Origin of the sequence: Enterobacter sp. NFIX59, assembly GCF_900113755.1 — a bacterium.
GTDB lineage: Bacteria > Pseudomonadota > Gammaproteobacteria > Enterobacterales > Enterobacteriaceae > Enterobacter > Enterobacter pseudoroggenkampii.
Genome location: NZ_FOQN01000001.1, coordinates 1,744,360 through 1,767,307, shown reverse-complemented (window position 1 = coordinate 1,767,307; position 22,948 = coordinate 1,744,360). Strand labels below are relative to the sequence as shown.

Annotated in this window: 22 protein-coding genes and 1 tRNA gene; 18 read left to right on the top strand and 5 right to left on the bottom strand. The window is 54.7% G+C overall.

Annotation, left to right across the window (positions count from 1 at the left end; translation table 11 throughout):
• Window positions 1-67: 67 nt before the first annotated feature.
• Complete coding sequence (fadE, locus tag BM007_RS08605) at window positions 68-2,512, bottom strand: acyl-CoA dehydrogenase FadE (RefSeq protein WP_061715916.1); 2,445 nt, start codon at window positions 2,510-2,512, stop codon at window positions 68-70.
• A gap of 239 nt (window positions 2,513-2,751) precedes the next feature.
• On the opposite strand from fadE, the gene lpcA reads away from it, so the two are divergent.
• The gene (gene lpcA / locus BM007_RS08600) at window positions 2,752-3,330 is read left to right on the top strand and encodes a D-sedoheptulose 7-phosphate isomerase (protein ID WP_010427884.1); all 579 of its coding nucleotides are present in this window, start codon (window positions 2,752-2,754) and stop codon (window positions 3,328-3,330) included.
• A gap of 46 nt (window positions 3,331-3,376) precedes the next feature.
• Window positions 3,377-4,144, top strand: coding sequence for a class II glutamine amidotransferase (locus tag BM007_RS08595; RefSeq protein WP_032646961.1), 768 nt, complete (start codon window positions 3,377-3,379; stop codon window positions 4,142-4,144).
• Here the strand turns inward: BM007_RS08595 and dpaA are convergent.
• Window positions 4,115-4,855 carry a peptidoglycan meso-diaminopimelic acid protein amidase gene (gene dpaA / locus BM007_RS08590; RefSeq protein WP_024909462.1) on the bottom strand — a complete coding sequence of 247 codons (741 nt, stop codon included), beginning with the start codon at window positions 4,853-4,855 and terminating at the stop codon, window positions 4,115-4,117. The genes BM007_RS08595 and dpaA overlap by 30 nt on opposite strands.
• A 298-nt stretch (window positions 4,856-5,153) precedes the next feature.
• Here dpaA and BM007_RS08585 point away from each other — a divergent pair, with 298 nt between their 5' ends.
• The 8 genes from BM007_RS08585 to dinB all read left to right on the top strand — a co-directional run bounded on the left by BM007_RS08585 (window position 5,154) and on the right by dinB (window position 12,360).
• A complete protein-coding gene (locus BM007_RS08585; protein ID WP_061715915.1) occupies window positions 5,154-6,497 on the top strand; it encodes a Na(+)-translocating NADH-quinone reductase subunit A in 1,344 nt (447 codons plus the stop codon).
• A 3-nt stretch (window positions 6,498-6,500) separates the two neighbouring features.
• Window positions 6,501-7,736 (top strand): NADH:ubiquinone reductase (Na(+)-transporting) subunit B, encoded by a 1,236-nt coding sequence (locus BM007_RS08580; protein ID WP_090418132.1) that lies wholly within the window; start codon window positions 6,501-6,503, stop codon window positions 7,734-7,736.
• Window positions 7,729-8,523, top strand: a complete 795-nt coding sequence (locus BM007_RS08575; protein ID WP_061715913.1) for a Na(+)-translocating NADH-quinone reductase subunit C — start codon at window positions 7,729-7,731, stop codon at window positions 8,521-8,523. Before BM007_RS08580 ends, BM007_RS08575 begins: the two co-directional genes overlap by 8 nt.
• The gene (locus tag BM007_RS08570) at window positions 8,516-9,154 is read left to right on the top strand and encodes an NADH:ubiquinone reductase (Na(+)-transporting) subunit D (protein ID WP_024909466.1); all 639 of its coding nucleotides are present in this window, start codon (window positions 8,516-8,518) and stop codon (window positions 9,152-9,154) included. Before BM007_RS08575 ends, BM007_RS08570 begins: the two co-directional genes overlap by 8 nt.
• A 6-nt stretch (window positions 9,155-9,160) precedes the next feature.
• Entirely contained in the window at window positions 9,161-9,757 is a 597-nt protein-coding gene (nqrE, locus tag BM007_RS08565) for an NADH:ubiquinone reductase (Na(+)-transporting) subunit E (RefSeq protein WP_023334613.1), read from the top strand.
• A 10-nt stretch (window positions 9,758-9,767) separates the two neighbouring features.
• Complete coding sequence (nqrF, locus tag BM007_RS08560; RefSeq protein WP_061715912.1) at window positions 9,768-10,991, top strand: NADH:ubiquinone reductase (Na(+)-transporting) subunit F; 1,224 nt, start codon at window positions 9,768-9,770, stop codon at window positions 10,989-10,991.
• Window positions 10,991-11,194, top strand: coding sequence for a (Na+)-NQR maturation NqrM (gene nqrM / locus BM007_RS08555; protein ID WP_023615899.1), 204 nt, complete (start codon window positions 10,991-10,993; stop codon window positions 11,192-11,194). The genes nqrF and nqrM overlap by 1 nt, the downstream gene beginning before the upstream one ends.
• A 107-nt stretch (window positions 11,195-11,301) precedes the next feature.
• Window positions 11,302-12,360, top strand: coding sequence for a DNA polymerase IV (gene dinB / locus BM007_RS08550; RefSeq protein ID WP_090418129.1), 1,059 nt, complete (start codon window positions 11,302-11,304; stop codon window positions 12,358-12,360).
• Window positions 12,361-12,436: 76 nt separating this feature from the next.
• On the opposite strand, the gene pepD is transcribed toward dinB, so the two are convergent.
• Window positions 12,437-13,894, bottom strand: a complete 1,458-nt coding sequence (pepD, locus tag BM007_RS08545; RefSeq protein WP_090418126.1) for a cytosol nonspecific dipeptidase — start codon at window positions 13,892-13,894, stop codon at window positions 12,437-12,439.
• A gap of 260 nt (window positions 13,895-14,154) precedes the next feature.
• On the opposite strand from pepD, the gene gpt reads away from it, so the two are divergent.
• The 3 genes from gpt (at window position 14,155) to crl (ending at window position 16,421) form a co-directional block, all read left to right on the top strand.
• Entirely contained in the window at window positions 14,155-14,613 is a 459-nt protein-coding gene (gene gpt, locus BM007_RS08540) for a xanthine phosphoribosyltransferase (RefSeq protein ID WP_010427903.1), read from the top strand.
• Between the two features lie 104 nt (window positions 14,614-14,717).
• The gene (gene frsA, locus BM007_RS08535) at window positions 14,718-15,962 is read left to right on the top strand and encodes an esterase FrsA (protein WP_024909469.1); all 1,245 of its coding nucleotides are present in this window, start codon (window positions 14,718-14,720) and stop codon (window positions 15,960-15,962) included.
• A 57-nt stretch (window positions 15,963-16,019) separates the two neighbouring features.
• Window positions 16,020-16,421: a sigma factor-binding protein Crl gene (crl, locus tag BM007_RS08530; RefSeq protein WP_024909470.1), complete on the top strand. Its 402-nt coding sequence runs from the start codon at window positions 16,020-16,022 to the stop codon at window positions 16,419-16,421.
• Window positions 16,422-16,582: 161 nt separating this feature from the next.
• Here crl and phoE read toward each other — a convergent pair whose 3' ends face one another.
• Window positions 16,583-17,635 (bottom strand): phosphoporin PhoE, encoded by a 1,053-nt coding sequence (gene phoE, locus BM007_RS08525; protein WP_090418123.1) that lies wholly within the window; start codon window positions 17,633-17,635, stop codon window positions 16,583-16,585.
• A gap of 304 nt (window positions 17,636-17,939) precedes the next feature.
• On the opposite strand from phoE, the gene proB reads away from it, so the two are divergent.
• The 4 genes from proB (at window position 17,940) to BM007_RS08505 (ending at window position 21,445) form a co-directional block, all read left to right on the top strand.
• The gene (gene proB / locus BM007_RS08520; RefSeq protein WP_061715910.1) at window positions 17,940-19,043 is read left to right on the top strand and encodes a glutamate 5-kinase; all 1,104 of its coding nucleotides are present in this window, start codon (window positions 17,940-17,942) and stop codon (window positions 19,041-19,043) included.
• 11 nt (window positions 19,044-19,054) lie between these two features.
• Complete coding sequence (gene proA, locus BM007_RS08515) at window positions 19,055-20,308, top strand: glutamate-5-semialdehyde dehydrogenase (protein ID WP_061715909.1); 1,254 nt, start codon at window positions 19,055-19,057, stop codon at window positions 20,306-20,308.
• Window positions 20,309-20,419: 111 nt separating this feature from the next.
• A tRNA-Thr gene (locus tag BM007_RS08510) sits at window positions 20,420-20,492 on the top strand.
• 638 nt (window positions 20,493-21,130) lie between these two features.
• Window positions 21,131-21,445: a hypothetical protein gene (locus tag BM007_RS08505; RefSeq protein ID WP_020882780.1), complete on the top strand. Its 315-nt coding sequence runs from the start codon at window positions 21,131-21,133 to the stop codon at window positions 21,443-21,445.
• Here the strand turns inward: BM007_RS08505 and BM007_RS08500 are convergent.
• Entirely contained in the window at window positions 21,442-22,251 is an 810-nt protein-coding gene (locus BM007_RS08500) for a DUF4225 domain-containing protein (RefSeq protein ID WP_024909473.1), read from the bottom strand. The genes BM007_RS08505 and BM007_RS08500 overlap by 4 nt on opposite strands.
• A gap of 373 nt (window positions 22,252-22,624) precedes the next feature.
• Between BM007_RS08500 and BM007_RS08495 the strand changes: the two genes are divergently transcribed.
• Window positions 22,625-22,948 carry a hypothetical protein gene (locus BM007_RS08495; protein ID WP_061715936.1) on the top strand — a complete coding sequence of 108 codons (324 nt, stop codon included), beginning with the start codon at window positions 22,625-22,627 and terminating at the stop codon, window positions 22,946-22,948.

Here is a 22,948-nt window from a genome sequence, read left to right as displayed (position 1 = left end):
CGACATAACGAGAAAATGTGGCAATAAAAAACCCCGCGCGAGGCGGGGTTTGTATAAGCGAAACGCGTTACGCCGCTTCAGGTTTACGGTGCTTCTCCGGGAGCTTTACCGGCTGCGTCGCCAGCTCGTCCGGTTCGAAATCATCCACGTTAATACTGCGCAGACGGCTCTCTTCGGCTTTCACCAGCAGAGCGGCTTCATCTTTATTGATAATGCCACCGGCGAGTGCCTGTTTTGCCAGTTCGTCCAGACGGGTAAACGGCAGGTTTTTGCCCAGCTGTTTACAGATCTTCTGGTGAATCGGATCGGCAGCCATCACGTCCAGCAGCGCCTCTTCCAGCAGACCCACCGGGTTATGTGGCGTCGGCGTCAGATACTGACCACGACCGATACGGGAGCGGGTTGCGCTCGGTACCTGCAGGATCTTCGCCACCTTGTGGTCCAGCTTGTCGGACGGCGCCTGGTGGTGACGACCGGTCGGGAAGATCACCACGCGCAGGGCGCCCGCCACGAAGCGGTTCGGGAAGTTCGCCAGCAGATCGTCAATCGCCTGTTCAGCCTGATACATTGCATCCTGCACGCCCCAGTGCACCAGCGGCAGATCCGCTTCCTGACGGCCTTCGTCGTCGTAGCGTTTCAGGACCGCAGAGGCCAGGAAGATCTGGCTCAGCACATCGCCCAGACGGGCAGAGATACGTTCGCGACGCTTCAGGCTCCCGCCCAGCACCGCCATGGAAACGTCAGACAGCAGGGCCAGGTTGGCGCTCAGACGGTTCAGATGCTGGTAATAACGTTTGGTCGCATCGCCGGTCGGCGTGGCGCTGGTAAGGCCGCGCGTCAGACCCAGCCAGAAGCTGCGCACCTTGTTGCTGCCCACGTGACCGATATGTTTGAACAGCAGCTTATCGAAGGCATCCACGTCGTTGTTCTGCGCGGCGGCCATCTCTTCCAGAACGTAAGGATGGCAGCGAATTGCGCCCTGACCGAAGATCATCATGCTGCGGGTCAGGATGTTTGCGCCTTCCACGGTGATGGCAATCGGTGCGCCCTGATAGCCGCGCGCCAGGAAGTTGCCTTCGCCGAGCATAATGCCTTTACCGCCTGCAATATCCATCGCGTCAATGATTGACTGCTGCGCGCGGTGGGTACAGTGGTACTTCACAATGGCCGACAGTACGGCTGGTTTTTCGCCCAGCATAATGCCGTAGGTAATCAGCGTGGCGGCGGCGTCCATCACGTAGGCGTTGCCCGCGATACGCGCCAGCGGCTCTTCGATACCTTCCATCTTACCGATGGAGATTTTGAACTGACGGCGGATGTGAGCGTAGGCACCAATCCCCATCGCGACCGACTTCAGACCGCCGGTTGAGTTCGACGGCAGGGTAATGCCGCGGCCCACCGACAGACATTCCACCAGCATACGCCAGCCCTGACCGGCCATTTTCGGGCCACCGATGATGTAGTCAATCGGCACAAAGATATCCTGACCGCGGGTCGGACCGTTCTGGAACGGCACGTTCAGCGGGAAGTGACGACGACCAATCTCGACGCCTGGGGTAGAGGTTGGGATCAGCGCACAGGTAATGCCCAGATCTTCTTCACCGCCCAGCAGTTTTTCCGGGTCAGAGAGCTTAAAGGCCAGACCCAGCACGGTGGCGATAGGCGCCAGGGTGATATAACGCTTGTTCCAGGTCAGGCGCATGCCCAGCACCTGCTCGCCCTGCCACTCGCCCATGCAGACCACGCCGGTATCCGGGATCGCGCCCGCATCGGAGCCTGCTTCCGGGCTGGTCAGCGCGAAGCACGGGATTTCCTGACCGCGTGCCAGACGCGGCAGGTAGTGATCTTTCTGCTCTTCCGTACCGTAATGCTGCAGCAGTTCGCCCGGCCCTAAGGAGTTAGGTACGCCAACGGTAATCGCCAGGATCCCGGAAACGCCCGCCAGCTTCTGCAGGACGCGAGCCTGAGCGTAAGCGGAGAACTCCAGGCCGCCGTACTCTTTCTTGATGATCATCGCGAAGAAGCGATGCTCTTTCAGGTACGCCCACAGCTCTGGCGGCAGATCGGCCATTTCGTGGGTGATGGCAAAGTCGTTTGCCATACGGCAGGCTTCTTCTACCGGGCCGTCAATAAACGCCTGTTCTTCCGCGGTCAGGCGCGGCTGCGGATAGTTATGCAGCTTTTTCCAGTCCGGATTGCCCTGGAACAGGTCGCCTTCCCACCAGGTAGTGCCCGCATCAATCGCTTCTTTCTCGGTACGCGACATTGGCGGCATCACTTTGCGGAAGCCTTTGAACACCGGCGCAGAGATCATGGATTTACGCATCGGCGCCAGGTTAAACGGCAGAAGAATGATGGCAAGAGGGACTAAAAGCCAGATATTCCAGAGACCTGCGACGCCAAGCGCAGCCGTCCAGGCCAGAAGAATCAGGCTGCTCAGGAATAAACTTACGCGGTGATAGAACAACACACCGAGCAGAACAACGGTTGCGAGAATGCTCAAAATCATCATAAAGAAAAGCTCCCTTGCTTGTAGGAGGTCTGACCACTTGTGATGATATGGTTGTAGTTGATGTAAATTCCTTTAGCAATGTGTTTACAAAATAATTACAACCTGGTTCACATTGTTCGTGTTTTAGCCGGCACAAAAAATCAAAACGCCGGACGATTCGCATGGCTTTAGCTTCTCGCTTTTCGCGCTATCCGGTACACTCCACTGTGTTATTTCATCAATACTGAAGGATTATCCTCATGTACCAGGATCTTATTCGTAACGAACTGAACGAAGCGGCGGAAACGCTGGCGAACTTTCTGAAAGATGATGCCAATATTCACGCTATTCAGCGCGCAGCGGTCCTGCTGGCCGACAGCTTCAAAGCCGGTGGCAAAGTGCTCTCCTGCGGTAACGGCGGTTCCCACTGCGACGCGATGCACTTTGCAGAAGAGCTGACCGGACGCTATCGCGAAAACCGCCCGGGCTACCCGGCGATTGCGATTTCAGACGTGAGCCACATCTCCTGCGTAGGCAACGACTTCGGTTACGATCACATCTTCTCCCGCTACGTTGAAGCGGTAGGCCGTGAAGGCGACGTGCTGCTGGGGATTTCTACCTCCGGCAACTCCGGCAACGTGATCAAAGCGATCGCCGCCGCGCGTGAAAAAGGGATGAAAGTCATCACCCTGACGGGTAAAGATGGCGGTAAGATGGACGGTACTGCGGATGTTGAAATTCGCGTTCCGCACTTCGGTTATGCTGACCGTATTCAGGAAATTCACATCAAAGTGATCCACATCCTGATCCAGCTGATCGAAAAAGAGATGGTTAAGTAAGACTTCGCTGGGGGCACTCTTGCCCCCGCTGTTGTGGAGGTGACGTATGTGCGAACTGCTCGGGATGAGCGCCAATGTGCCAACCGATATCTGCTTTAGTTTCACCGGGCTGGTTCAGCGCGGTGGAGGAACCGGGCCGCATAAAGACGGCTGGGGCATCACCTTCTACGAAGGCAAAGGGTGTCGCACGTTCAAAGATCCACAGCCCAGCTTTAACTCACCGATTGCCAAACTGGTGCAGGACTACCCCATCAAGTCCCGCTCGGTGATCGCCCACATCCGTCAGGCTAACCGTGGCGAAGTGGCGCTGGAAAATACCCATCCGTTTACCCGCGAGCTGTGGGGCCGTAACTGGACCTACGCGCACAACGGGCAACTCACGGGCTATAAGTCGCTGGAGACGGGCAATTTCCGCCCGGTCGGCGAAACGGATAGCGAAAAAGCCTTCTGCTGGCTGCTGCACAAGCTGACGGAGCGCTATCCCCGCACGCCCAGCAACATGGCTGCCGTGTTCAAATACATCGCGACGCTGGCGTCTGAATTGCGTGAAAAAGGCGTGTTCAACATGCTGCTCTCTGACGGCCGCTATGTGATGGCGTTCTGCTCGACGAATCTGTTCTGGATCACCCGCCGTGCGCCGTTTGGCGTGGCGACGCTGCTGGATCAGGATGTGGAGATAGACTTTCAGAAGGAGACCACACCGAACGATGTGGTCACAGTCATTGCAACGCAGCCGCTGACGGGCAACGAAACCTGGCAAAAGATTATGCCAGGCGAGTGGGTACTATTTTGTCTCGGGGACCGTGTAATTTGACGCCAGCTGTGGATGGACGACTTCGTGGCTCAGCGGTTTGCTGACCACGTAACGGCCATCTACGATAGAGACCACCGGCGGCTTGTGGGTCTGCTCAAAGTAGTCGTAACCTGGCTTCAGCTGTTTCCAGAAATCCGCGTAGTATGAGTACTTGTGACGCGCCATGTTGGCGTCCGTCATGCGGAACGGATAGATGCTGACCTGTACGCTAGGCTGTCCAAAGACCAGCGCGCCGGTCACGAACTGGAATATCTCATCAATGCCGGAATCGGTCATCGCATAACAGCCGATAGACACGCAGGCACCGTGGATCATCAGGTATTTACCTTCATAACCGTGAGCACGGTCATAGGCATTCGGGAAGCCGATGTTAATGGCTTTATAGAAGCGGCTGTCAGGCTTGAGCTGGCTGCGCTGAACGTTGTAGAACCCTTCCGGACTTTTGAAGTCGCCCTGACGCTGTTTTGGCCCCAGCCCGCCGGAGTAGTTACAAATTTTGTAACTATCAAGCAGCTGATAGGTCTCGCCCATTTTCACAAACAGATCGAGAGTGCGTTCTTCCTTGAAGATTTGAATATAAACCGGCGATCCCATTAACTGCTGTTTATATTCCTTGCTGACCGGCGTCGTTGAGCTATTACTGCTGAGCAGTCCGGCAAACGACATGCACGGAATCAGAAGCATCGCAATGAACAATGCGATTTTACGCATACTACTAGTTCCTTGATAAAACCATGACCAACTTGCCAGGACGGCAAAAGAGACCCGAAATCAGATTATTCTGTTAGGAGCGCTCACATTAGCACCGCTATAGATTTTCGCAAGAGCCGGGCGGTGAGTTTACAAATTAGTTTTACTTTATAAACCATCAAAATCGCGATGGCTCCAGGAACTTTGCGCATTAGCTCGCAATTTGGCGCGCGCGACGGCGGATTCCCTGCCCGCGAGAAGGGGAAAATGTTACACTTCGCGGCCACTGGATTGTTGTTCATGGAAACCTGCTAACCACATGTTTAAAATAAAAAAAGGACTTGATCTGCCGATTGCAGGCGTGCCCGCGCAGCACGTTTCGACAGGCGCAAGCATCCATCATGTCGCCATTGTGGGCGACGACTACCTGGGAATGCGACCTTCTATGTTGGTACAGGAAGGCGATCGCGTGATCAAAGGACAGGCGCTCTTTGAGGACAAAAAAAATCCCGGCGTGGTGTTCACGGCCCCCGCAAGTGGCACCGTTGTGGCGATTAACCGTGGCGAACGACGCGTTCTGCAGTCGGTGGTTATTCGCATTGAAGGCAACGAACAGCGTGAATTCGCCCATTACGATGCCGCAGACCTCGCGTCGCTGAGCCGTGACGCCGTTCAGGCTCAGCTTCTGGCGTCCGGTTTATGGACCGCGCTTCGTACGCGTCCCTTCAGCAAATCCCCTGTTCCGGGCACGGAACCGGCCGCGATTTTCGTCACGGCCATCGACACCAATCCGCTTAGCGTGGACCCGCAGCCGGTTATCCTGGCACAGCGCAAAGCCTTCGATGCCGGATTGACCGTTTTAACCCGCCTCACGTCAGGGAAAGTCCACGTTTGCCAGGCCGGCGGCGGCAAGCTTGGCGGGCATCCGCAGGGGCAGGTCACGTTTAATGAGTTTGCTGGCCCGCATCCGGCGGGTCTGGTCGGAACGCACATCCACTTTCTTGAGCCGGTAAGCCTGACGAAACGGGTCTGGCATCTGAATTATCAGGACGTCATCGCCATCGGTAAGCTTTTTACTACGGGTGAACTCTGCGCTGAACGGATCGTTGCCATCGGCGGGCCGCAGGCTGCACACCCGCGCCTGGTGAAGACGCTGCTGGGCGCAGACATCAATGAACTGCTGGTGGGGGAAACCAAAGAGGGGGAAAACCGCCTGATTTCCGGTTCGGTCCTCAGCGGACGCCATGCTGCCAATGCACACGCGTATCTGGGACGTTTTCATCTTCAGGTCAGCATTGTGCAGGAAGGGCGTGAGAAAGAGCTGTTCGGCTGGGTGCTGCCCGGTGCGGAAAAATATTCCGTCACCCGCACCACGCTGGGCCATTTCCTGCGTAATAAGCTGTTTAGCTTCTCGACCAGTACGCACGGTGGCGAGCGCGCCATGGTCCCGATTGGTAACTACGAGCGCGTCATGCCGCTGGATATTCTGCCGACCATGCTGCTGCGCGATCTGCTCGCCGGTGATACCGACAGCGCGCAGGCGCTGGGCTGTCTGGAGCTGGACGAAGAAGATCTGGCGCTCTGTACCTATGTCTGTCCTGGAAAATACGAATATGGACCGGTATTGCGCGAGGTGTTAACCCGCATTGAGCAGGAAGGATAACCGATGGGCTTAAAACACCTCTTTGAAAAAATTGAGCCGCACTTTACCGAAGGGAAGCTCAAAAAGTACTACCCGCTGTATGAAGCAACGGCGACCATTTTCTACACGCCGGGGCTGGTGACGAAAGGCGCGGCGCACGTTCGCGACGCCATCGACCTTAAGCGGATGATGATCCTGGTGTGGTTTGCGGTCTTCCCGGCGATGTTCTGGGGGATGTACAACGTCGGTCTGCAGACCATTCCGGCGCTGCACCACATGTACGATGCACAGCAGCTGGCGCAGGTGCTCCAGTCTGACTGGCACTACCGTCTGGCCCATTCGTTAGGGGTGAGCTTCGCTGCAGACGCGGGCTGGATCAGTATGATGACGCTGGGCGCGGTGTTCTTCCTGCCGATTTACCTCACGGTATTTATCGTGGGCGGCTTCTGGGAAGTGCTGTTTGCCATCATCCGTAAACACGAGATCAACGAAGGCTTCTTCGTGACCTCGATTCTGTTTGCCCTGATTGTCCCGCCCACCTTACCGCTCTGGCAGGCAGCGCTGGGCATCAGTTTCGGCGTGGTGATTGCCAAAGAGATCTTCGGCGGCACCGGGCGGAACTTCCTCAACCCGGCGCTGGCGGGACGTGCGTTCCTCTTCTTTGCCTATCCGGCGCAAATCTCAGGCGATCTGGTCTGGACGGCGGCAGACGGTTTTTCCGGCGCGACGCCGCTTTCACAGTGGGCAGCCCACGGTGGCGAAACGCTGGTGAACAACGCGACGGGTCAGCCAGTCACCTGGCTTGATGCCTTTATTGGCAACATTCCGGGCTCCATCGGTGAAGTCTCGACGCTGATGATTTTGCTTGGCGGGGCGATCATTCTTTTCGGACGTGTGGCCTCCTGGCGGATTGTGGCGGGCGTGATGATCGGCATGGTGCTGACCGCCACCCTGTTCAACGTTATCGGTTCTACTACCAACCCGATGTTCTCCATGCCGTGGTACTGGCATCTGGTGCTGGGGGGCTTCGCGTTCGGCATGATGTTCATGGCGACGGACCCGGTCTCGGCCTCGTTTACAGACAAAGGTAAATGGAGCTATGGCGTGCTCATTGGCGCGATGTGTGTCCTGATCCGCGTGGTCAACTCGGCCTATCCGGAAGGGATGATGCTGGCCATTCTGTTTGCCAACCTGTTTGCGCCGCTGTTCGACTACCTGGTGGTGCGGGCCAACATCAAGCGGAGGAAGGCGCGTGGCTGAGGTAAAAAATAACGACAGCATCAGCAAAACGCTGCTGGTGGTGCTGGTGCTCTGTCTGGTCTGTTCCATCGTCGTGGCCGGTTCTGCCGTCGGGTTAAAACCTCTGCAGCAGGAGCAACGCGCGCTGGATAAACAGCGCAACATTCTGGCCGTGGCCGGGCTGATGCAGGAAGGAATGAGCGCAGACGACGTTTCGGCCGTCTTTGCCGAACGTATTTCCGCGCGGCTGGTGGATTTAAAAACGGGTGAACTGCTGGATAAAGACCCGGCAACCTTCAACCAGGCGCTGGCGCTGAAAGATCCGCAGATGAGCGTGACGCTCGAGGCATCGCAAGATCCGGCCGGGATTAAGCGTCGCAGCAACCTGGCCGAAATTTACCTGGTGCGTGACCCCCAAAAACGCATTCAGGAAGTGGTGCTTCCTGTCTACGGCAACGGCCTGTGGTCAATGATGTATGCCTTTGTGGCCCTTGATACGGATGGCCGCACCGTTAAAGGCATTGCGTATTATGACCAGGGCGAAACGCCGGGGCTGGGCGGCGAAGTGGAAAATCCGAACTGGCGGGCACAGTTTGTCGGCAAGAAAGTGCTCGACGATAACGGTCTGCCTGCGCTGAAGGTGATGAAAGGGGCGGCACGTCCCGGTGACGACTACGCGGTCGACGGGCTTTCCGGCGCCACGCTCACCTCAAACGGGGTGCAGCACAGTTTTGATTTCTGGATGGGCGAGCTGGGCTTTGGTCCTTTCCTGAAAAACGTACGTGAAGGAGCGCTGAACAATGGCTGATACCGGTGAACTGAAAGAAGTGAAAAAGGTGCTCATTGGCCCACTGCTCGCCAATAACCCGATCACGCTGCAGGTGCTGGGCGTCTGTTCGGCCCTGGCGGTAACGACCAAGCTGGAAACGGCGGTGGTGATGACGCTGGCCGTCACGCTGGTCACGGCGTTTTCGAGCATGTTTATCTCGATGATCCGCCACCACATTCCCAACAGCGTGAGGATCATCGTGCAGATGGCGATCATCGCCTCGCTGGTGATCGTGGTCGATCAGCTGCTGCGCGCCTTCGCCTATGAAACCTCCAAACAGCTCTCGGTGTTTGTCGGGCTGATTATCACCAACTGTATCGTCATGGGGCGTGCGGAAGCCTACGCCATGAAAATGCCGCCGCTGGCGAGCTTTATGGACGGTATCGGCAACGGCCTGGGCTACGGCGCGATCCTGCTGACCGTGGGGTTCCTGCGCGAGCTGATTGGCAGCGGCAAGCTGTTTGGCATCACGGTGCTGGACACGGTACAGAACGGTGGCTGGTATCTGCCAAACGGCCTGTTCCTGTTGGCCCCTAGCGCATTTTTCATTATCGGTTTGCTGATCTGGCTGATTCGTACGCTGAAGCCAGAACAGCAGGAAAAGGAGTAACCGACGATGGCTCATTACCTGAGTTTGTTTGTGCGCGCGGTGTTTGTTGAAAACATGGCGCTCGCGTTTTTCCTCGGCATGTGTACGTTCCTGGCCGTGTCTAAAAAGGTCTCCACGGCATTTGGCCTGGGGGTGGCGGTCACCGTTGTGTTGGGACTTTCGGTTCCGATTAACAATCTGGTGTACAACTTCGTGCTGCGGGACGGCGCGCTGGTGGAAGGAGTTGATCTCAGCTTCCTGAACTTCATCACCTTTATCGGGGTGATCGCAGCGCTGGTGCAAATCCTCGAAATGATCCTCGATAAGTACTTCCCGTCGCTGTACAACGCGCTGGGGATCTTCCTGCCGCTGATCGCGGTGAACTGCGCCATCTTTGGCGGCGTCTCGTTTATGGTTCAGCGTGATTACAACTTCAGTGAATCCGTGGTGTACGGTTTTGGTTCCGGCATCGGCTGGATGCTGGCGATTGTCACCATGGCGGGGATCCGCGAGAAAATGAAATATGCCAACGTGCCTGCGGGTCTGCGTGGCTTAGGGATCACCTTTATCACCACCGGGCTGATGGCGCTGGGCTTTATGTCCTTCTCCGGTGTGCAGCTATAAGGGCTAACAGATGGAAATTATTCTTGGCGTGGTGATGTTCACGCTGATTGTACTGGTGCTGTCAGGACTCATTCTGGCGGCGCGCGCGAAGCTGGTGAATTCCGGCGACGTGGTGATTGATATTAATGACGATCCGCAGAATCAGATCCGCACGCCTGCGGGAGATAAACTGCTCAACACGCTCTCCGGTAACGGTATTTTTGTCTCCTCAGCCTGCGGCGGCGGCGGCTCCTGCGGGCAGTGCCGCGTGACGGTAAAAGAGGGCGGTGGCGATATTTTGCCCACCGAGCTGGCGCATATCACTAAGCGTGAGGCAAAAGAGGGTTGCCGTCTGGCCTGCCAGGTCGCGGTGCGCCAGAACATGAAGATTGAGCTGCCGGAAGAGATCTTCGGCGTTAAAAAATGGGAGTGCGAGGTTATCTCTAATGATAACAAAGCCACCTTTATTAAAGAGCTGAAGCTGCGCGTACCGGAAGGGGAAGATGTTCCGTTCCGCGCCGGGGGTTACATTCAGATTGAGTGTCCTGAGCATACCGTGGCGTATGCGGACTTCGATGTGCCGGATGAATACCGCGCCGACTGGGACAAATTCAATCTCTTCCGCTTTGTATCCGAGGTAAAAGAGCCGACGCTGCGCGCCTACTCGATGGCCAACTATCCGGAAGAGAAGGGCATTATCATGCTCAACGTGCGTATCGCCACGCCGCCACCGAATGTGCCGGATGCACCGCCGGGCGTGATGTCGTCATACATCTGGTCTCTGAAGCCGGGAGATAAGGTGACCATCTCCGGTCCGTTCGGGGAGTTCTTTGCGAAAGATACTGATGCGGAAATGGTCTTTATCGGCGGCGGGGCGGGAATGGCCCCGATGCGCTCGCACATTTTTGACCAGCTCAAGCGGCTCGGCAGCAAGCGTAAAATCAGCTTCTGGTACGGGGCGCGTTCGCTGCGCGAAATGTTCTATGACGACGAGTTTGAACAGCTGGCGCGTGAAAACCCGAACTTTACCTTCCATGTGGCGCTCTCCGATCCGCAGCCGGAAGATAACTGGACGGGCTATACGGGGTTCATCCACAACGTGCTGTATGAAAACTACCTCAAACAGCACCCTGCACCCGAGGACTGCGAGTTCTATATGTGTGGTCCGCCGATGATGAACGCCGCCGTGATTAAGATGCTGAAAGATCTCGGCGTTGAAGATGAGAACATCATGCTCGATGATTTTGGAGGCTGATGATGCTGACGTTTCTGGCAACCTTTGTGGTGTTTGTGCTTGTCATCTTCGGCATGTCGTTAGGCTGGATAGTTAAACGGAAAAGCATTCAGGGCAGCTGCGGCGGTATTTCCTCCATTGGGATGGAAAAGGTCTGCGACTGCCCGGAACCGTGCGATGCGCGGAAAAAAAGAATGGCCCGCGAGCAGCAGCGCATCATTTAATCTGCCAGGTCGGGTAAGGCGAAGCCACCACCCGACGATTCACACGTACACTTCTCAATCCTCATTTGTTTACTGTATACTTATCCAGTGATGAGTGAGGGCTTACTATGCGCAAAATAATCCATGTCGATATGGACTGCTTTTTTGCCGCAGTGGAGATGCGTGACAACCCGGCGCTGCGGGATATTCCCATCGCCATTGGCGGCAGCCGCGTTCAGCGTGGTGTCATCAGCACCGCCAACTATCCTGCGCGCAAATTTGGCGTGCGCAGCGCCATGCCGACGGCGATGGCCTTAAAGCTTTGCCCTCATCTCACGCTTCTGCCCGGGCGGTTCGACGCCTATAAAGAGGCTTCCCTTCATATTCGAGAAATCTTTTCCCGCTATACCTCTCTGATAGAGCCGCTGTCGCTGGACGAAGCCTATCTCGATGTGACCGACAGCGTGCATTGCCACGGCTCCGCCACGCTGATGGCGCAGGAGATCCGCCAGACGATTTTCAACGAGCTGAATCTGACGGCATCGGCGGGGGTCGCGCCCGTTAAATTCCTCGCCAAAATCGCCTCCGATTTAAATAAGCCCAACGGCCAGTACGTCATCACGCCGGAAGAGGTGCCTGTGTTTTTGAAAACGCTACCGCTCGGTAAAATCCCCGGCGTCGGGAAAGTCTCCGCCGCAAAGCTGGAAAGCATGGGGCTACGGACCTGCGAAGACGTGCAGCGAAGCGACCTCGCCATGCTGCTCAAGCGCTTCGGGAAGTTTGGCCGCGTGCTGTGGGAGCGCAGCCAGGGGATTGACGATCGCGATGTGAACAGCGAACGGCTGCGGAAATCCGTCGGCGTTGAGCGCACCCTCATTGAAGATATTCATGACTGGTCCGAATGCGAAACCATTATCACAGAACAGCTCTACCCGGAGCTGGAGCGACGCTTAAGCAAGGTGAAGCCAGACCTGCTGATTGCCCGTCAGGGTATCAAATTAAAATTCAACGACTTCCAGCAGACCACGCAGGAACACGTCTGGCCGCGACTGAATAAAGACGATCTTATCGCGACGGCAAAAAAGGCATGGGAAGAAAGACGAGGCGGGCGAGGAGTAAGGCTGGTGGGATTGCACGTCACGCTGCTGGATCCGCAGTTAGAGCGACAGCTGGTATTAGGATTGTAAAAAAGCCCGGTGCGCTATGCTTACCGGGCCTACGTTGTTCACCCTTTCCCTTTGGGAGAGGGCTGGGGTGAGGGAATTACTTAACGGGGATCGCTTTCAGCAGTTCAGTCAGCAGCGTCCAGTAGTGACCGACGCTTTCGATATGAACCTGCTCATCCGGCGAGTGCGGTCCGGTAATGGTTGGCCCGATGGACACCATATCCATATCCGGATACGGCTTCTTGAACAGACCACATTCCAGACCGGCGTGGATCACCTGAATGTTCGGGGTGCTGTTGAACAGACGCTGATAGGTTTCACGCACCAGCGCCATCACCGGAGAACTTGCATCCGGCTGCCAGCCCGGGTAGCTGCCTTTTGCAGACGTTTTCGCGCCCGCCAGCGTGCCCAGAGATTCCAGCATGCTCACCACGTACTCTTTACCGCTGTCGATAAGGGAGCGGATCAGGCAGATGATTTCCGCGCTGTCGTCGCTCATGGTCACCACGCCCACGTTCAGTGAGGTTTCCACCACGCCTTTCGCCACGTCAGAGTTGCGGATCACGCCGTTTGGCGTCGCGTTCAGCAGCTGAACGAAGGTGTCACGAGACTTCGCGGTCAGCGCGGCTTTATCCGTGGAGACGGATTCCAGCACCACGGTCAGGTTCTTCTCTTTCGCCGACAGTTCGTTTTTCAGGATATCCAGGTATACGGTGGAGAGTTTTTTCAGCTCGTCGGCTTTTGCCGCCGGTACTGCCACGGTGGCGAAGGCTTCGCGTGGGATCGCGTTGCGCAGGGTACCGCCGTTGAAATCAACCAGACGCAGATCCAGCTCAGCCGCATGGCCTGCCAGGAAGCGCGCCAGCAGCTTGTTGGCGTTGCCCAGACCCAGGTGAATATCGCCGCCGGAGTGGCCGCCTTTCAGACCTTTCAGCGTCAGCTTGAAGGTCTGGAAACTGGCAGGAATCGCTTCGCGCGACAGCGGCAGGGTAGAGATGAAATCAATCCCGCCCGCGCAGCCCATGTAGATCTCACCTTCTTCTTCGGAGTCGGTGTTGATCAGGATATCTGCCTGCAGCCAGTTCGCCTGCAGACCGAACGCGCCGTCCATGCCCGCTTCTTCGGTCATGGTCAGCAGCACTTCCAGTGGACCGTGCTCAACGCTGTCGTCAGCCAGTACCGCCAGCGCAGAGGCCATACCGATGCCGTTATCCGCGCCCAGGGTGGTGCCGCGTGCTTTCACCCAGTCGCCGTCGATGTACGGCTGGATTGGGTCTTTGGTGAAGTCGTGAACGGTGTCGTTGTTCTTCTGTGGCACCATGTCCAGGTGCGCCTGCAGCACAACCGGTTTGCGGTTTTCCATGCCTGCGGTGGCGTGTTTGCGGATCAGAATGTTGCCAACCTGGTCACGTTCCGCATGCAGACCTTTTTCCTTCGCCCAGCCCATAATATGTTCGGCAAGCTGTTCTTCATGGTAGGAAGGGTGTGGAATGGAGCAGATTTTGGCAAAAATATCCCACAGCGGCTGCGGAGATAGTTGAGACAGTTCAGACACGATAAGTCTCCTTGTCGAGGCGCTGCAAACAGGGTTGCAGGTCACAGGGTTAGCAGGTTAATAGTTACCACAAGTCAGGCTTGCGAGATGAAACTGAGAATACCACTTTCTCTGCTGGCTGGTAGCATAAAGCATGTAAAAACACAGGCAGAGGGCGCTAAACACTGGTTTTTAGTGCGCCAGATCTCTATAATCTCGCGCAACCTATTTCCCCCTCGAACACTTTTTAAGCCGTATAAAAACAGGCTGGGACACTTCACATGAGCGAAAAATACGTCGTCACCTGGGACATGTTGCAGATTCACGCACGCAAACTGGCTGCGCGTCTGATGCCTTCCGAACAGTGGAAAGGCATTATTGCCGTCAGTCGTGGCGGTCTGGTACCGGGGGCGCTGCTGGCACGTGAGCTGGGTATTCGTCATGTCGATACCGTTTGCATCTCCAGCTATGACCATGACAACCAGCGTGAGCTGACCGTGCTGAAACGCGCGGAAGGCGACGGTGAAGGTTTCATCGTGATTGATGACCTGGTAGATACCGGCGGTACTGCGGTCGCTATCCGCGAAATGTATCCGAAAGCACATTTCGTCACTATCTTCGCAAAACCGGCGGGTCGCCCACTGGTTGACGATTACGTGATTGATATCCCGCAGGATACCTGGATTGAACAGCCATGGGATATGGGCGTGGTCTTCGTACCGCCGATTTCAGGCCGTTAATCCCAGTACGTAACTTTACACGCCCGGCAATGCCGGGCGTTGTTCTTTTTGGCCTGCCACGCGTTACAATAGTCTTCATATGACGTATTCATGGAGGCAACGCAATGACGCAGGCGAATCTCACCGAGACACTTTTCAAACCCCGTTTCAAACACCCTGAAACGTCGACGCTGGTGCGTCGCTTTAATCCGGGGACCCAGCCTGCCGTCCAGTCCGCGTTAGACGGTAAAAACGTGCCCCACTGGTATCGTATGATTAACCGCCTGATGTGGGTCTGGCGCGGTATCGATCCCCGTGAAATCCTTGATGTGCAGGCGCGTATCGTGATGAGTGAAGCCGAGCGTACCGACAGCGAACTCTATGATACGGTAGTGGGCTATCGCGGCGGAAACTGGATCTACGAGTGGTCTAAACAGGCGATGCTCTGGCAGCAAAAAGCCAGCCAGGAAGAGGATGCCACGCGCAGCGGCAAGCACTGGCTGCATGCGGCCAATCTCTACGCCATTGCCGCGTATCCACATCTGAAAGGTGATGAGTTGGCCGAGCAGGCACAGGCGCTGGCGAATCGCGCCTATGAAGAGGCGGCTCAACGCCTGCCGGGCCAGATGCGCGAACTCGAGTTTACCATTCCGGGTGGGTCATCCATTACCGGATTCCTGCATATGCCTGAAGGTGAAGGCCCGTTCCCGACCGTCCTTATGTGCGGTGGGCTGGATTCGTTGCAAATCGATTATTACAGCCTGTATGAGCGCTACTTCGCACCAAAAGGGATCGCCATGCTGACGCTGGATATGCCCTCAATCGGCTTCTCCTCCAAATGGAAACTGACTCAGGATTCCAGCCTGCTGCACCAGCATGCGCTAAAAGCGCTGGAAAACATTCCGTGGGTCGACCACACCCGCGTGGCGGCATTTGGCTTCCGCTTTGGTGCAAACGTCGCGGTGCGTCTGGCTTATCTTGAATCTTCTCGCCTGAAAGCCGTCGCCTGCCTTGGTCCGGTCGTTCACGCCCTGCTCAGCGATCCTGCACGCCAGGGGAGCGTACCTGAAATGTACCTTGATGTGCTGGCCAGCCGTCTTGGCATGCATGATGCATCAGACGAAGCGCTGCGCGTTGAGCTCAATCGCTACTCGTTAAAAACGCAAGGGTTGCTGGGACGCCGCTGCCCAACGCCGATGCTGTCGGGATTCTGGAAAAACGATCCGTTCAGTCCGGAAGAAGAGTCGCGCTTAATCACGTCGTCATCTGCGGATGGCAAATTGCTAGAAGTGCCGTTCAGCCCGGTCTATCAGAATTTCGATAAAGCGCTGAAAGAGATTACGCGCTGGATCGCTCAGAGATTGTGTTAATAGATTGCTAAATTTTGCTGGTTTGGTAAAACAGTGGCTTCACAAAAGGAGATCGCAATGACGTTACCGAGTGGACACCCGAAAAGTAGACTGATTAAGAAGTTTATGGCTCTCGGCCCGTATATTCGAGAAGAGCAGTGTGAAGAGAATCGCTTTTTTTTCGACTGCCTGGCTGTATGCGTCAACGTGAAGCCTGCACCCGAAAAACGTGAATTCTGGGGCTGGTGGATGGAAATGGAAGCAGAGGAAAAACGCTTTACGTATAGCTACCAGTTTGGCCTGTTTAATAAAGACGGCAACTGGCAGGCCACCTCTATTAAAGATCAGGAAGTGATTGACCGCCTGGAATATACGCTAAAAGAGTTCCATGATAAGGCTCGCGCACTGCTGGCGACTCTGGATCTCAAGCTCGAGCCCGCAGATAACTTTTCCAGTGAAGCGGTGAAGCTGACTGCCTGATGGTGTCACAGCGCCGGGTGGCGGCTTCGCCTTACCCGGCCTACAAAAAAATGATGGTTTTCTCCCTCTCCCCGTGGGAGAGGGCCGGGGTGAGGGCACCAGTCCGCATTAATCCCCGAAATAAAAAAAACCGGCACAGGCCGGTTTTTTATTTCGCATCATCAGAACTGGTAGGTCATACCCAGGGCAACGATGTCATCGCTGCTCACGCCCAGTTTATTTTTGTCGTCAATCTGGTTGATTTTATAATCAACAAAGGTGGACATATTTTTGTTGAAGTAATAGGTCGCGCCAACGTCAATGTATTTCACCAGATCTTCGTCACCAATACCTTCGATATCTTTGCCTTTAGACTGGACATAACCCAGGGACGGGCGCAGACCAAAGTCGAACTGATATTGTGCGACCACTTCAAAGTTTTGCGCTTTATTTACAAATCCGCCAGAAATTGGCGTCATATTGCGGGTTTCTGAATACATCGCTGCCAGATAAATATCGTTCGCGTCATATTTCAGACCGGTTGCCCAGGCTTCTGCTTTCTGGCCCTGGCCACGCGCCAACAGGTTCTGCGCATTGGTGCGGTCAGAGTTGGTGTAAGCGCCGCTGACGGCGAAATCGCTGCCGCCGAAGTCATAGGTCAGAGAGGTACCAAAACCGTCACCGTTCTGTTTCTTGGCGTCACGGTTTTCGTTTTTGCCCTGGTACTGCAGGGTCATGTCCAGACCGTCAACCGCGCCGAAGAAATCGGTGTTACGGTAGGTAGCAAGACCGGTCGCACGCTTGGTCATGAAGTTATCGGTCTGCGCGGAAGAGTCGCCGCCGAACTCAGGGAACATGTCGGTCCATGCTTCAACGTCATACAGGGCACCCAGGTTACGACCGTAATCCAGAGAACCAAAGTTTTTCAGCTTCAGGCCCGCGAACGCCAGACGGGTTTTCTGAGAGGAGTCGCTCTCGGCTTTGTTACCCGCAAATTCAGATTCCCAACGGCCATAGCCCGTCAGCTGATCGTTAATCTGGGTTTCGCCTTTAAAACCGAAACGAACGTAAGTCTGATCGCCATCTTTGGTGGCATCATCGCTGATGTAGTGCATGGCTTTCACTTTGCCGTACACGTCCAGCTTATTACCATCTTTATTATAAACTTCAGCTGCGTGAACGGATGCAGAAGCCACTACGCCCATAACCATTAATGCCAGAGTGCTCTTTTTCATTTTCGATCCTGTCTTATAAACGCGCTAAAAAATTCGCTGGACGATAAGCTCATGCTTAAGTCCCGTGAAAAAACAGGAAGGGTTTTATCGTTCTGGAATGAAACTTTTATGACAAACTAAGAATAATTTTAAAAAACTGTGATTTATTATTTCGGTAATAAAAGTGTCAAATTCTCCCGCTACGCTTCCTGATCCCGCGCAACAAAGTGTTTCGCGATGTGCTAAGGCAGTTGGCAACGGGGCTGACTCCTGCTAAAACGTTCGTTCGACATTACTTTCCCTTATCGTTGAACGGCAGAGAATCATGAGTGACAGCCAGACGCTGGTGGTAAAACTCGGTACCAGTGTTTTAACAGGCGGATCGCGCCGCCTAAATCGCGCCCACATTGTTGAGCTTGTACGTCAGTGCGCTCAGTTACATGCCGCAGGGCATCGTATTGTGATTGTGACCTCCGGGGCGATTGCCGCCGGGCGTGAACACCTGGGTTACCCCGAACTCCCCGCGACGATAGCCTCCAAACAGCTGCTGGCCGCCGTGGGGCAAAGCCGACTCATTCAACTCTGGGAACAGCTGTTCTCTATCTATGGCATCCACGTCGGGCAGATGCTGCTGACGCGTGCGGATATGGAAGACAGAGAGCGCTTCCTGAACGCCCGCGATACCCTGCGCGCGCTGCTGGACAACAATATCGTTCCGGTCATTAACGAGAACGATGCCGTTGCTACCGCTGAAATCAAAGTAGGCGATAACGATAACCTCTCTGCGCTGGCCGCCATTCTGGCCGGTGCCGATAAATTACTGCTTCTGACCGATCAGCAGGGGCTGTTCACTGCCGATCCGCGCTCTAACCCGGATGCCGAGCTGATTACCGACGTTCACGGTATCGACGATGCGCTGCGCGCCATCGCCGGTGACAGCGTGTCCGGCCTCGGAACGGGCGGCATGGGGACCAAGCTGCAGGCCGCTGACGTGGCGTGCCGCGCCGGTATCGACACCATCATTGCGGCGGGCAGCCGCCCTGGCGTGATTGGTGACGTGATGGAAGGCATCTCGGTCGGCACCCGCTTCCACGCTCAGGAATCCCCGCTGGAAAACCGTAAACGCTGGATATTTGGCGCGCCGCCTGCGGGCGAACTCGTCGTCGATGAAGGGGCAACCGCCGCGATTCTGGAACGAGGAAGTTCATTACTTCCTAAAGGAATTAAAAGCGTGACAGGCAACTTCTCCCGTGGTGAAGTGATCCGTATCCGTAACCTCGAAGGCCGCGACATCGCCCACGGCGTAAGCCGCTATAACAGCGATGCCCTGCGCCGCATCGCGGGTCACCACTCACAGCAGATCGACGCCATTCTGGGCTATGAATATGGTCCGGTTGCCGTGCATCGCGATGACATGATTATTCGTTAAGGAGCCAGAACATGCTGGAACAAATGGGCGCCGCCGCGAAGGCCGCCTCTTACAAACTGGCGCTCCTTTCCAGCCGCGAGAAAAACCGCGTGCTGGAAAAAATCGCTGATTATCTGGAATCACAGTCCCAGGAGATTTTGCTCGCTAACGAGCAGGATTTACTGGAAGCGCGTCGCAACGGTCTGAGCGAAGCGATGCTCGACCGTCTGGCGCTGAATCCGGCACGCCTGAAAGGCATCGCCGACGATGTTCGTCAGGTCTGCAATCTGGCCGACCCGGTAGGGCAGGTGATCGACGGCGGGCTGCTCGACAGCGGTTTACGCCTGGAGCGCCGCCGCGTGCCGCTCGGCGTTATCGGCGTTATTTATGAAGCCCGTCCAAACGTGACGGTGGATGTCGCCTCCCTGTGCCTGAAAACCGGCAACGCCGCTATTCTGCGCGGTGGGAAAGAGACCTGGCGCACCAACGCCGCAACGGTAAAAGTCATTCAGCAGGCGCTGGAGGAGTGTGGCTTACCGGCGGGTGCCGTACAGGCGATCGAGAGCCCAGACCGCGCGCTGGTCAACGAGATGCTGCGCATGGATAAATACATCGACATGCTGATCCCACGCGGCGGCGCGGGCCTGCACAAGCTGTGCCGCGAGCAGTCGACGATTCCGGTGATCACCGGCGGTATTGGAGTGTGTCACATCGTGGTCGACGACAGCGCTGAGATTGCACCGGCGCTGAAGATTATCGTTAACGCGAAAACCCAGCGTCCAAGCACCTGTAACACCGTAGAAACGCTGCTGGTGCATCAGGATATTGCGAACACCTTCCTGCCGGCCCTGAGCAAACAGATGGCAGAGAGCGGCGTGACGCTGCATGCTGACGCCAGTGCGCTCGAACTGCTGCAGGATGGCCCGGCTAACGTCGTTCCCGTCAACGCGGAGCAGTACGACGACGAGTTCCTGTCACTGGATCTGAACGTGAAAATCGTTACCGACCTTGACGACGCCATTGCGCACATCCGTGAGCATGGCACGCAGCATTCTGACGCCATCCTGACGCGTACGCTGCGCAATGCCGATCGCTTCGTGAACGAGGTGGATTCTTCTGCGGTATACGTTAATGCCTCAACTCGCTTCACCGACGGCGGCCAGTTCGGCCTCGGCGCTGAGGTGGCGGTTAGCACGCAGAAACTGCACGCGCGCGGTCCGATGGGGCTGGAAGCGCTGACCACATACAAGTGGATCGGCTTCGGTGACGATACGATTCGTGCGTAAATAATCACGGGTGATGCAAAAGTAGCCGTTTGATTCAAAAGGGCATTGACGCATCACCCGGATAGATCTAACCTTTTGCCCCGTGGTTACATTCGTAACCGGCCTCTCAGGGCCGATATAGCTCAGTTGGTAGAGCAGCGCATTCGTAATGCGAAGGTCGTAGGTTCGACTCCTATTATCGGCACTCACACAACAAAATCCTTTAAAAACAATAAGTTAAGACGATTTTTGTTCTCAAGATACAACCTTTTTTTAAGGGATTCTATGACCAACAGTTGCCGCTATGGTTAACAGTGGCTATTCAGGGATGTTAGCACGTAGCGGCCTGTAGTTGTAAAGCTCGAACAGGTACAAAGCGTGAACAGTCCCCACGAACCGCTATCAACTCGAAGCTGATGACGCTGCCAACGTCTCTAAACCATCCCGAAACAGATTGATCACACGCATTTAAGCCCGATGTGCGGCCTTGTGGCTGCGTAAACAGGTGAATAGTGGTAATGCCCCGGTAGCAACAGATCCGGCTCTGCCAGCGCTTCGCTCACGCTCCGAAAGGTACACGAGCACCCTGATAAGGTGTGATCTCTCTGACAATCTGATTTGGTCACTGGTGACTTTCGCAAAGCGAAACCAACTAGGTTGGCCTGATGAAGTCGCTACGCTCCGCTTGTTGCTTGTACCACTAACGGGGCTTTATGGCTTCTATTGTCTTAAATCTGATACATTGCACAAACATCATGTGGATTGCTGTAAAGTTCATCAGTATGATTGCTTGTACAATCAGCGATTGGGAAAGCACTTCTGGAAGATAAGGGACGAGACGATATGAAAGTGACTGATGAGGCTTTGTTACGTTCAGGGTTTACGCAGCCCGAATTGCAGAAGATAAAAAGCAATATTGAAAAATATGGAGGAACGCTTGGAGAGGCCATAAATGACCTCGCTAGGCGATTTGTTACCTTAGCGGGAGTGGTGGCTGTGTGTGCCTTAATCCTACTGCTACTTATCGTCTTCAGCTCACCTGATAGAGCATTTGCATGGGGGCTGGCGATGATCTTTGGGGTTGCCATTATGTCCTTTGCACAGCCGCCGGTAATTTCCTATAAATCCTGGCGTTACCGAAAAACTATCAAGGATTAACTGGTTCCATTTTCGGTTGTCAATAGATCGAAAATCACTTTTGCTTTAACACCATAACCGACAATCTTCATTGTTAGCTTAGGAGTGCTCATTGTGCTGACTTTGCGATAGTAATCGTGTGGAAGCCAGCGGAATAATCTCCAGGCTCCAGTTTTTCGAGCGAGTCCAACAATGCTGTACACACTGGCACCAAGAGTAACACCATTATAGAGAGCCAAGCCCGTGTTAGGATTAAATCCCATGAACTGGGCCGTATGCATCGCGGAGTCAGCAATGATACCTTGCGAGGGTATATGTCCTGCTGGCTGATCAAAGTTGAGCACTTCTTTCGTTAATCCGTTCATTCCATCGGCAATCAGGACTGCCCCAGCCAGCATACCAATCGGCCCCATAGTGGATAACATCATAAAGCCACCAAAGAGAACCACGCCTGATAGCACCACATTTACAGCGGATATAACATAACCGACGATTTTATTATTTTCCTTAACAAACTCGACCTTCGCGTAAAGCTGTGCGGACTTGGTTTTTAACAGACGCTCTTGTTCAAGCAGGTTGTCTGTTTCAGCACGAAGATTTTTGATGCATACAATACATTCTTCATCGGTTTTAGCTCGTCGTGCTGTTTCAAATTCTTTATCTACAACCTGTTTTATCTCTCCAACAAACTTGATACGTGTTATCCCATCTTGCAAATAGAATGCTGATAGCCGATTTGCTGTTTCGACGAGTTTCCGGGCTTCCAGATTCACCATGGTATCTGACCATGTTCTGTTCCAGCCCCTGTTGAGCAGCGCAATATCCATTAAAGACTCCTTCCCAAAATGTGTCTGGTCATTTTACGTGCAATAAGGTCGAAGACAACAGGAAATGCTTTCCCAACGTCTGATTTCAGCGGAACGAATACATAATCAAACCCTGAGACTTCACGCGGTAATTCTCTATTTTTCATTGTTCGACGTATCAAACGTCCTGGAGTACGTGCAGGATCGTCTACCGGGATGGGGTCAGTCCAACATGACTCTGAGGCGTCTGTTAAACCTGTGGCGATTCATAGTGCTTATTGATCCTCAATCCTGTCTGCTATCTCTGGTAATTCCTCAGTTGGGCTAGTGTTTAAAAAAGCTCATCTTAAGGGTATTCTTGCATGAACATAACACCATGAAGATAGGCGAGCAAATGACCAGTGAACTAACGGAAAAAGATCTACTGGATAATGGTTTTTCGAATAAGCAATTGTCTCGTCTGAAAGAGGTATTGAGTAGTAATGAAAATACTGGCGAAACGCTTTCAACATTAATAGATGAACTGAGCAAGCGTTTTTATGGAGGGATTATCTGTCTGATGCTTATCCTTGCACCGCTGATTTTCCTTCCCGTCTTTTATACGCCCTCGCTGCTATTATATTACTTACCTGTTGCAATTATTGGCGTTATTGCGGTCTGGTATCTGATTCCACTTGGCCTCACATGGAAAGCGCATAAAATGATGAAAGGCCGGTAG

Coding starts and splice junctions, on each gene's coding strand:
- phoE (WP_090418123.1), bottom strand. CDS start 17,635: ATGAAAAAGAGCACTCTGGCATTAATGGTTATGGGCGTAGTGGCTTCT.
- lpcA (WP_010427884.1), top strand. CDS start 2,752: ATGTACCAGGATCTTATTCGTAACGAACTGAACGAAGCGGCGGAAACG.
- proA (WP_061715909.1), top strand. CDS start 19,055: ATGCTGGAACAAATGGGCGCCGCCGCGAAGGCCGCCTCTTACAAACTG.
- nqrM (WP_023615899.1), top strand. CDS start 10,991: ATGATGCTGACGTTTCTGGCAACCTTTGTGGTGTTTGTGCTTGTCATC.
- crl (WP_024909470.1), top strand. CDS start 16,020: ATGACGTTACCGAGTGGACACCCGAAAAGTAGACTGATTAAGAAGTTT.
- proB (WP_061715910.1), top strand. CDS start 17,940: ATGAGTGACAGCCAGACGCTGGTGGTAAAACTCGGTACCAGTGTTTTA.
- BM007_RS08570 (WP_024909466.1), top strand. CDS start 8,516: ATGGCTGATACCGGTGAACTGAAAGAAGTGAAAAAGGTGCTCATTGGC.
- BM007_RS08505 (WP_020882780.1), top strand. CDS start 21,131: ATGAAAGTGACTGATGAGGCTTTGTTACGTTCAGGGTTTACGCAGCCC.
- BM007_RS08500 (WP_024909473.1), bottom strand. CDS start 22,251: ATGGATATTGCGCTGCTCAACAGGGGCTGGAACAGAACATGGTCAGAT.
- nqrF (WP_061715912.1), top strand. CDS start 9,768: ATGGAAATTATTCTTGGCGTGGTGATGTTCACGCTGATTGTACTGGTG.
- dinB (WP_090418129.1), top strand. CDS start 11,302: ATGCGCAAAATAATCCATGTCGATATGGACTGCTTTTTTGCCGCAGTG.
- BM007_RS08585 (WP_061715915.1), top strand. CDS start 5,154: ATGTTTAAAATAAAAAAAGGACTTGATCTGCCGATTGCAGGCGTGCCC.
- frsA (WP_024909469.1), top strand. CDS start 14,718: ATGACGCAGGCGAATCTCACCGAGACACTTTTCAAACCCCGTTTCAAA.
- fadE (WP_061715916.1), bottom strand. CDS start 2,512: ATGATGATTTTGAGCATTCTCGCAACCGTTGTTCTGCTCGGTGTGTTG.
- BM007_RS08595 (WP_032646961.1), top strand. CDS start 3,377: ATGTGCGAACTGCTCGGGATGAGCGCCAATGTGCCAACCGATATCTGC.
- gpt (WP_010427903.1), top strand. CDS start 14,155: ATGAGCGAAAAATACGTCGTCACCTGGGACATGTTGCAGATTCACGCA.
- dpaA (WP_024909462.1), bottom strand. CDS start 4,855: ATGCGTAAAATCGCATTGTTCATTGCGATGCTTCTGATTCCGTGCATG.
- nqrE (WP_023334613.1), top strand. CDS start 9,161: ATGGCTCATTACCTGAGTTTGTTTGTGCGCGCGGTGTTTGTTGAAAAC.
- BM007_RS08495 (WP_061715936.1), top strand. CDS start 22,625: ATGACCAGTGAACTAACGGAAAAAGATCTACTGGATAATGGTTTTTCG.
- BM007_RS08580 (WP_090418132.1), top strand. CDS start 6,501: ATGGGCTTAAAACACCTCTTTGAAAAAATTGAGCCGCACTTTACCGAA.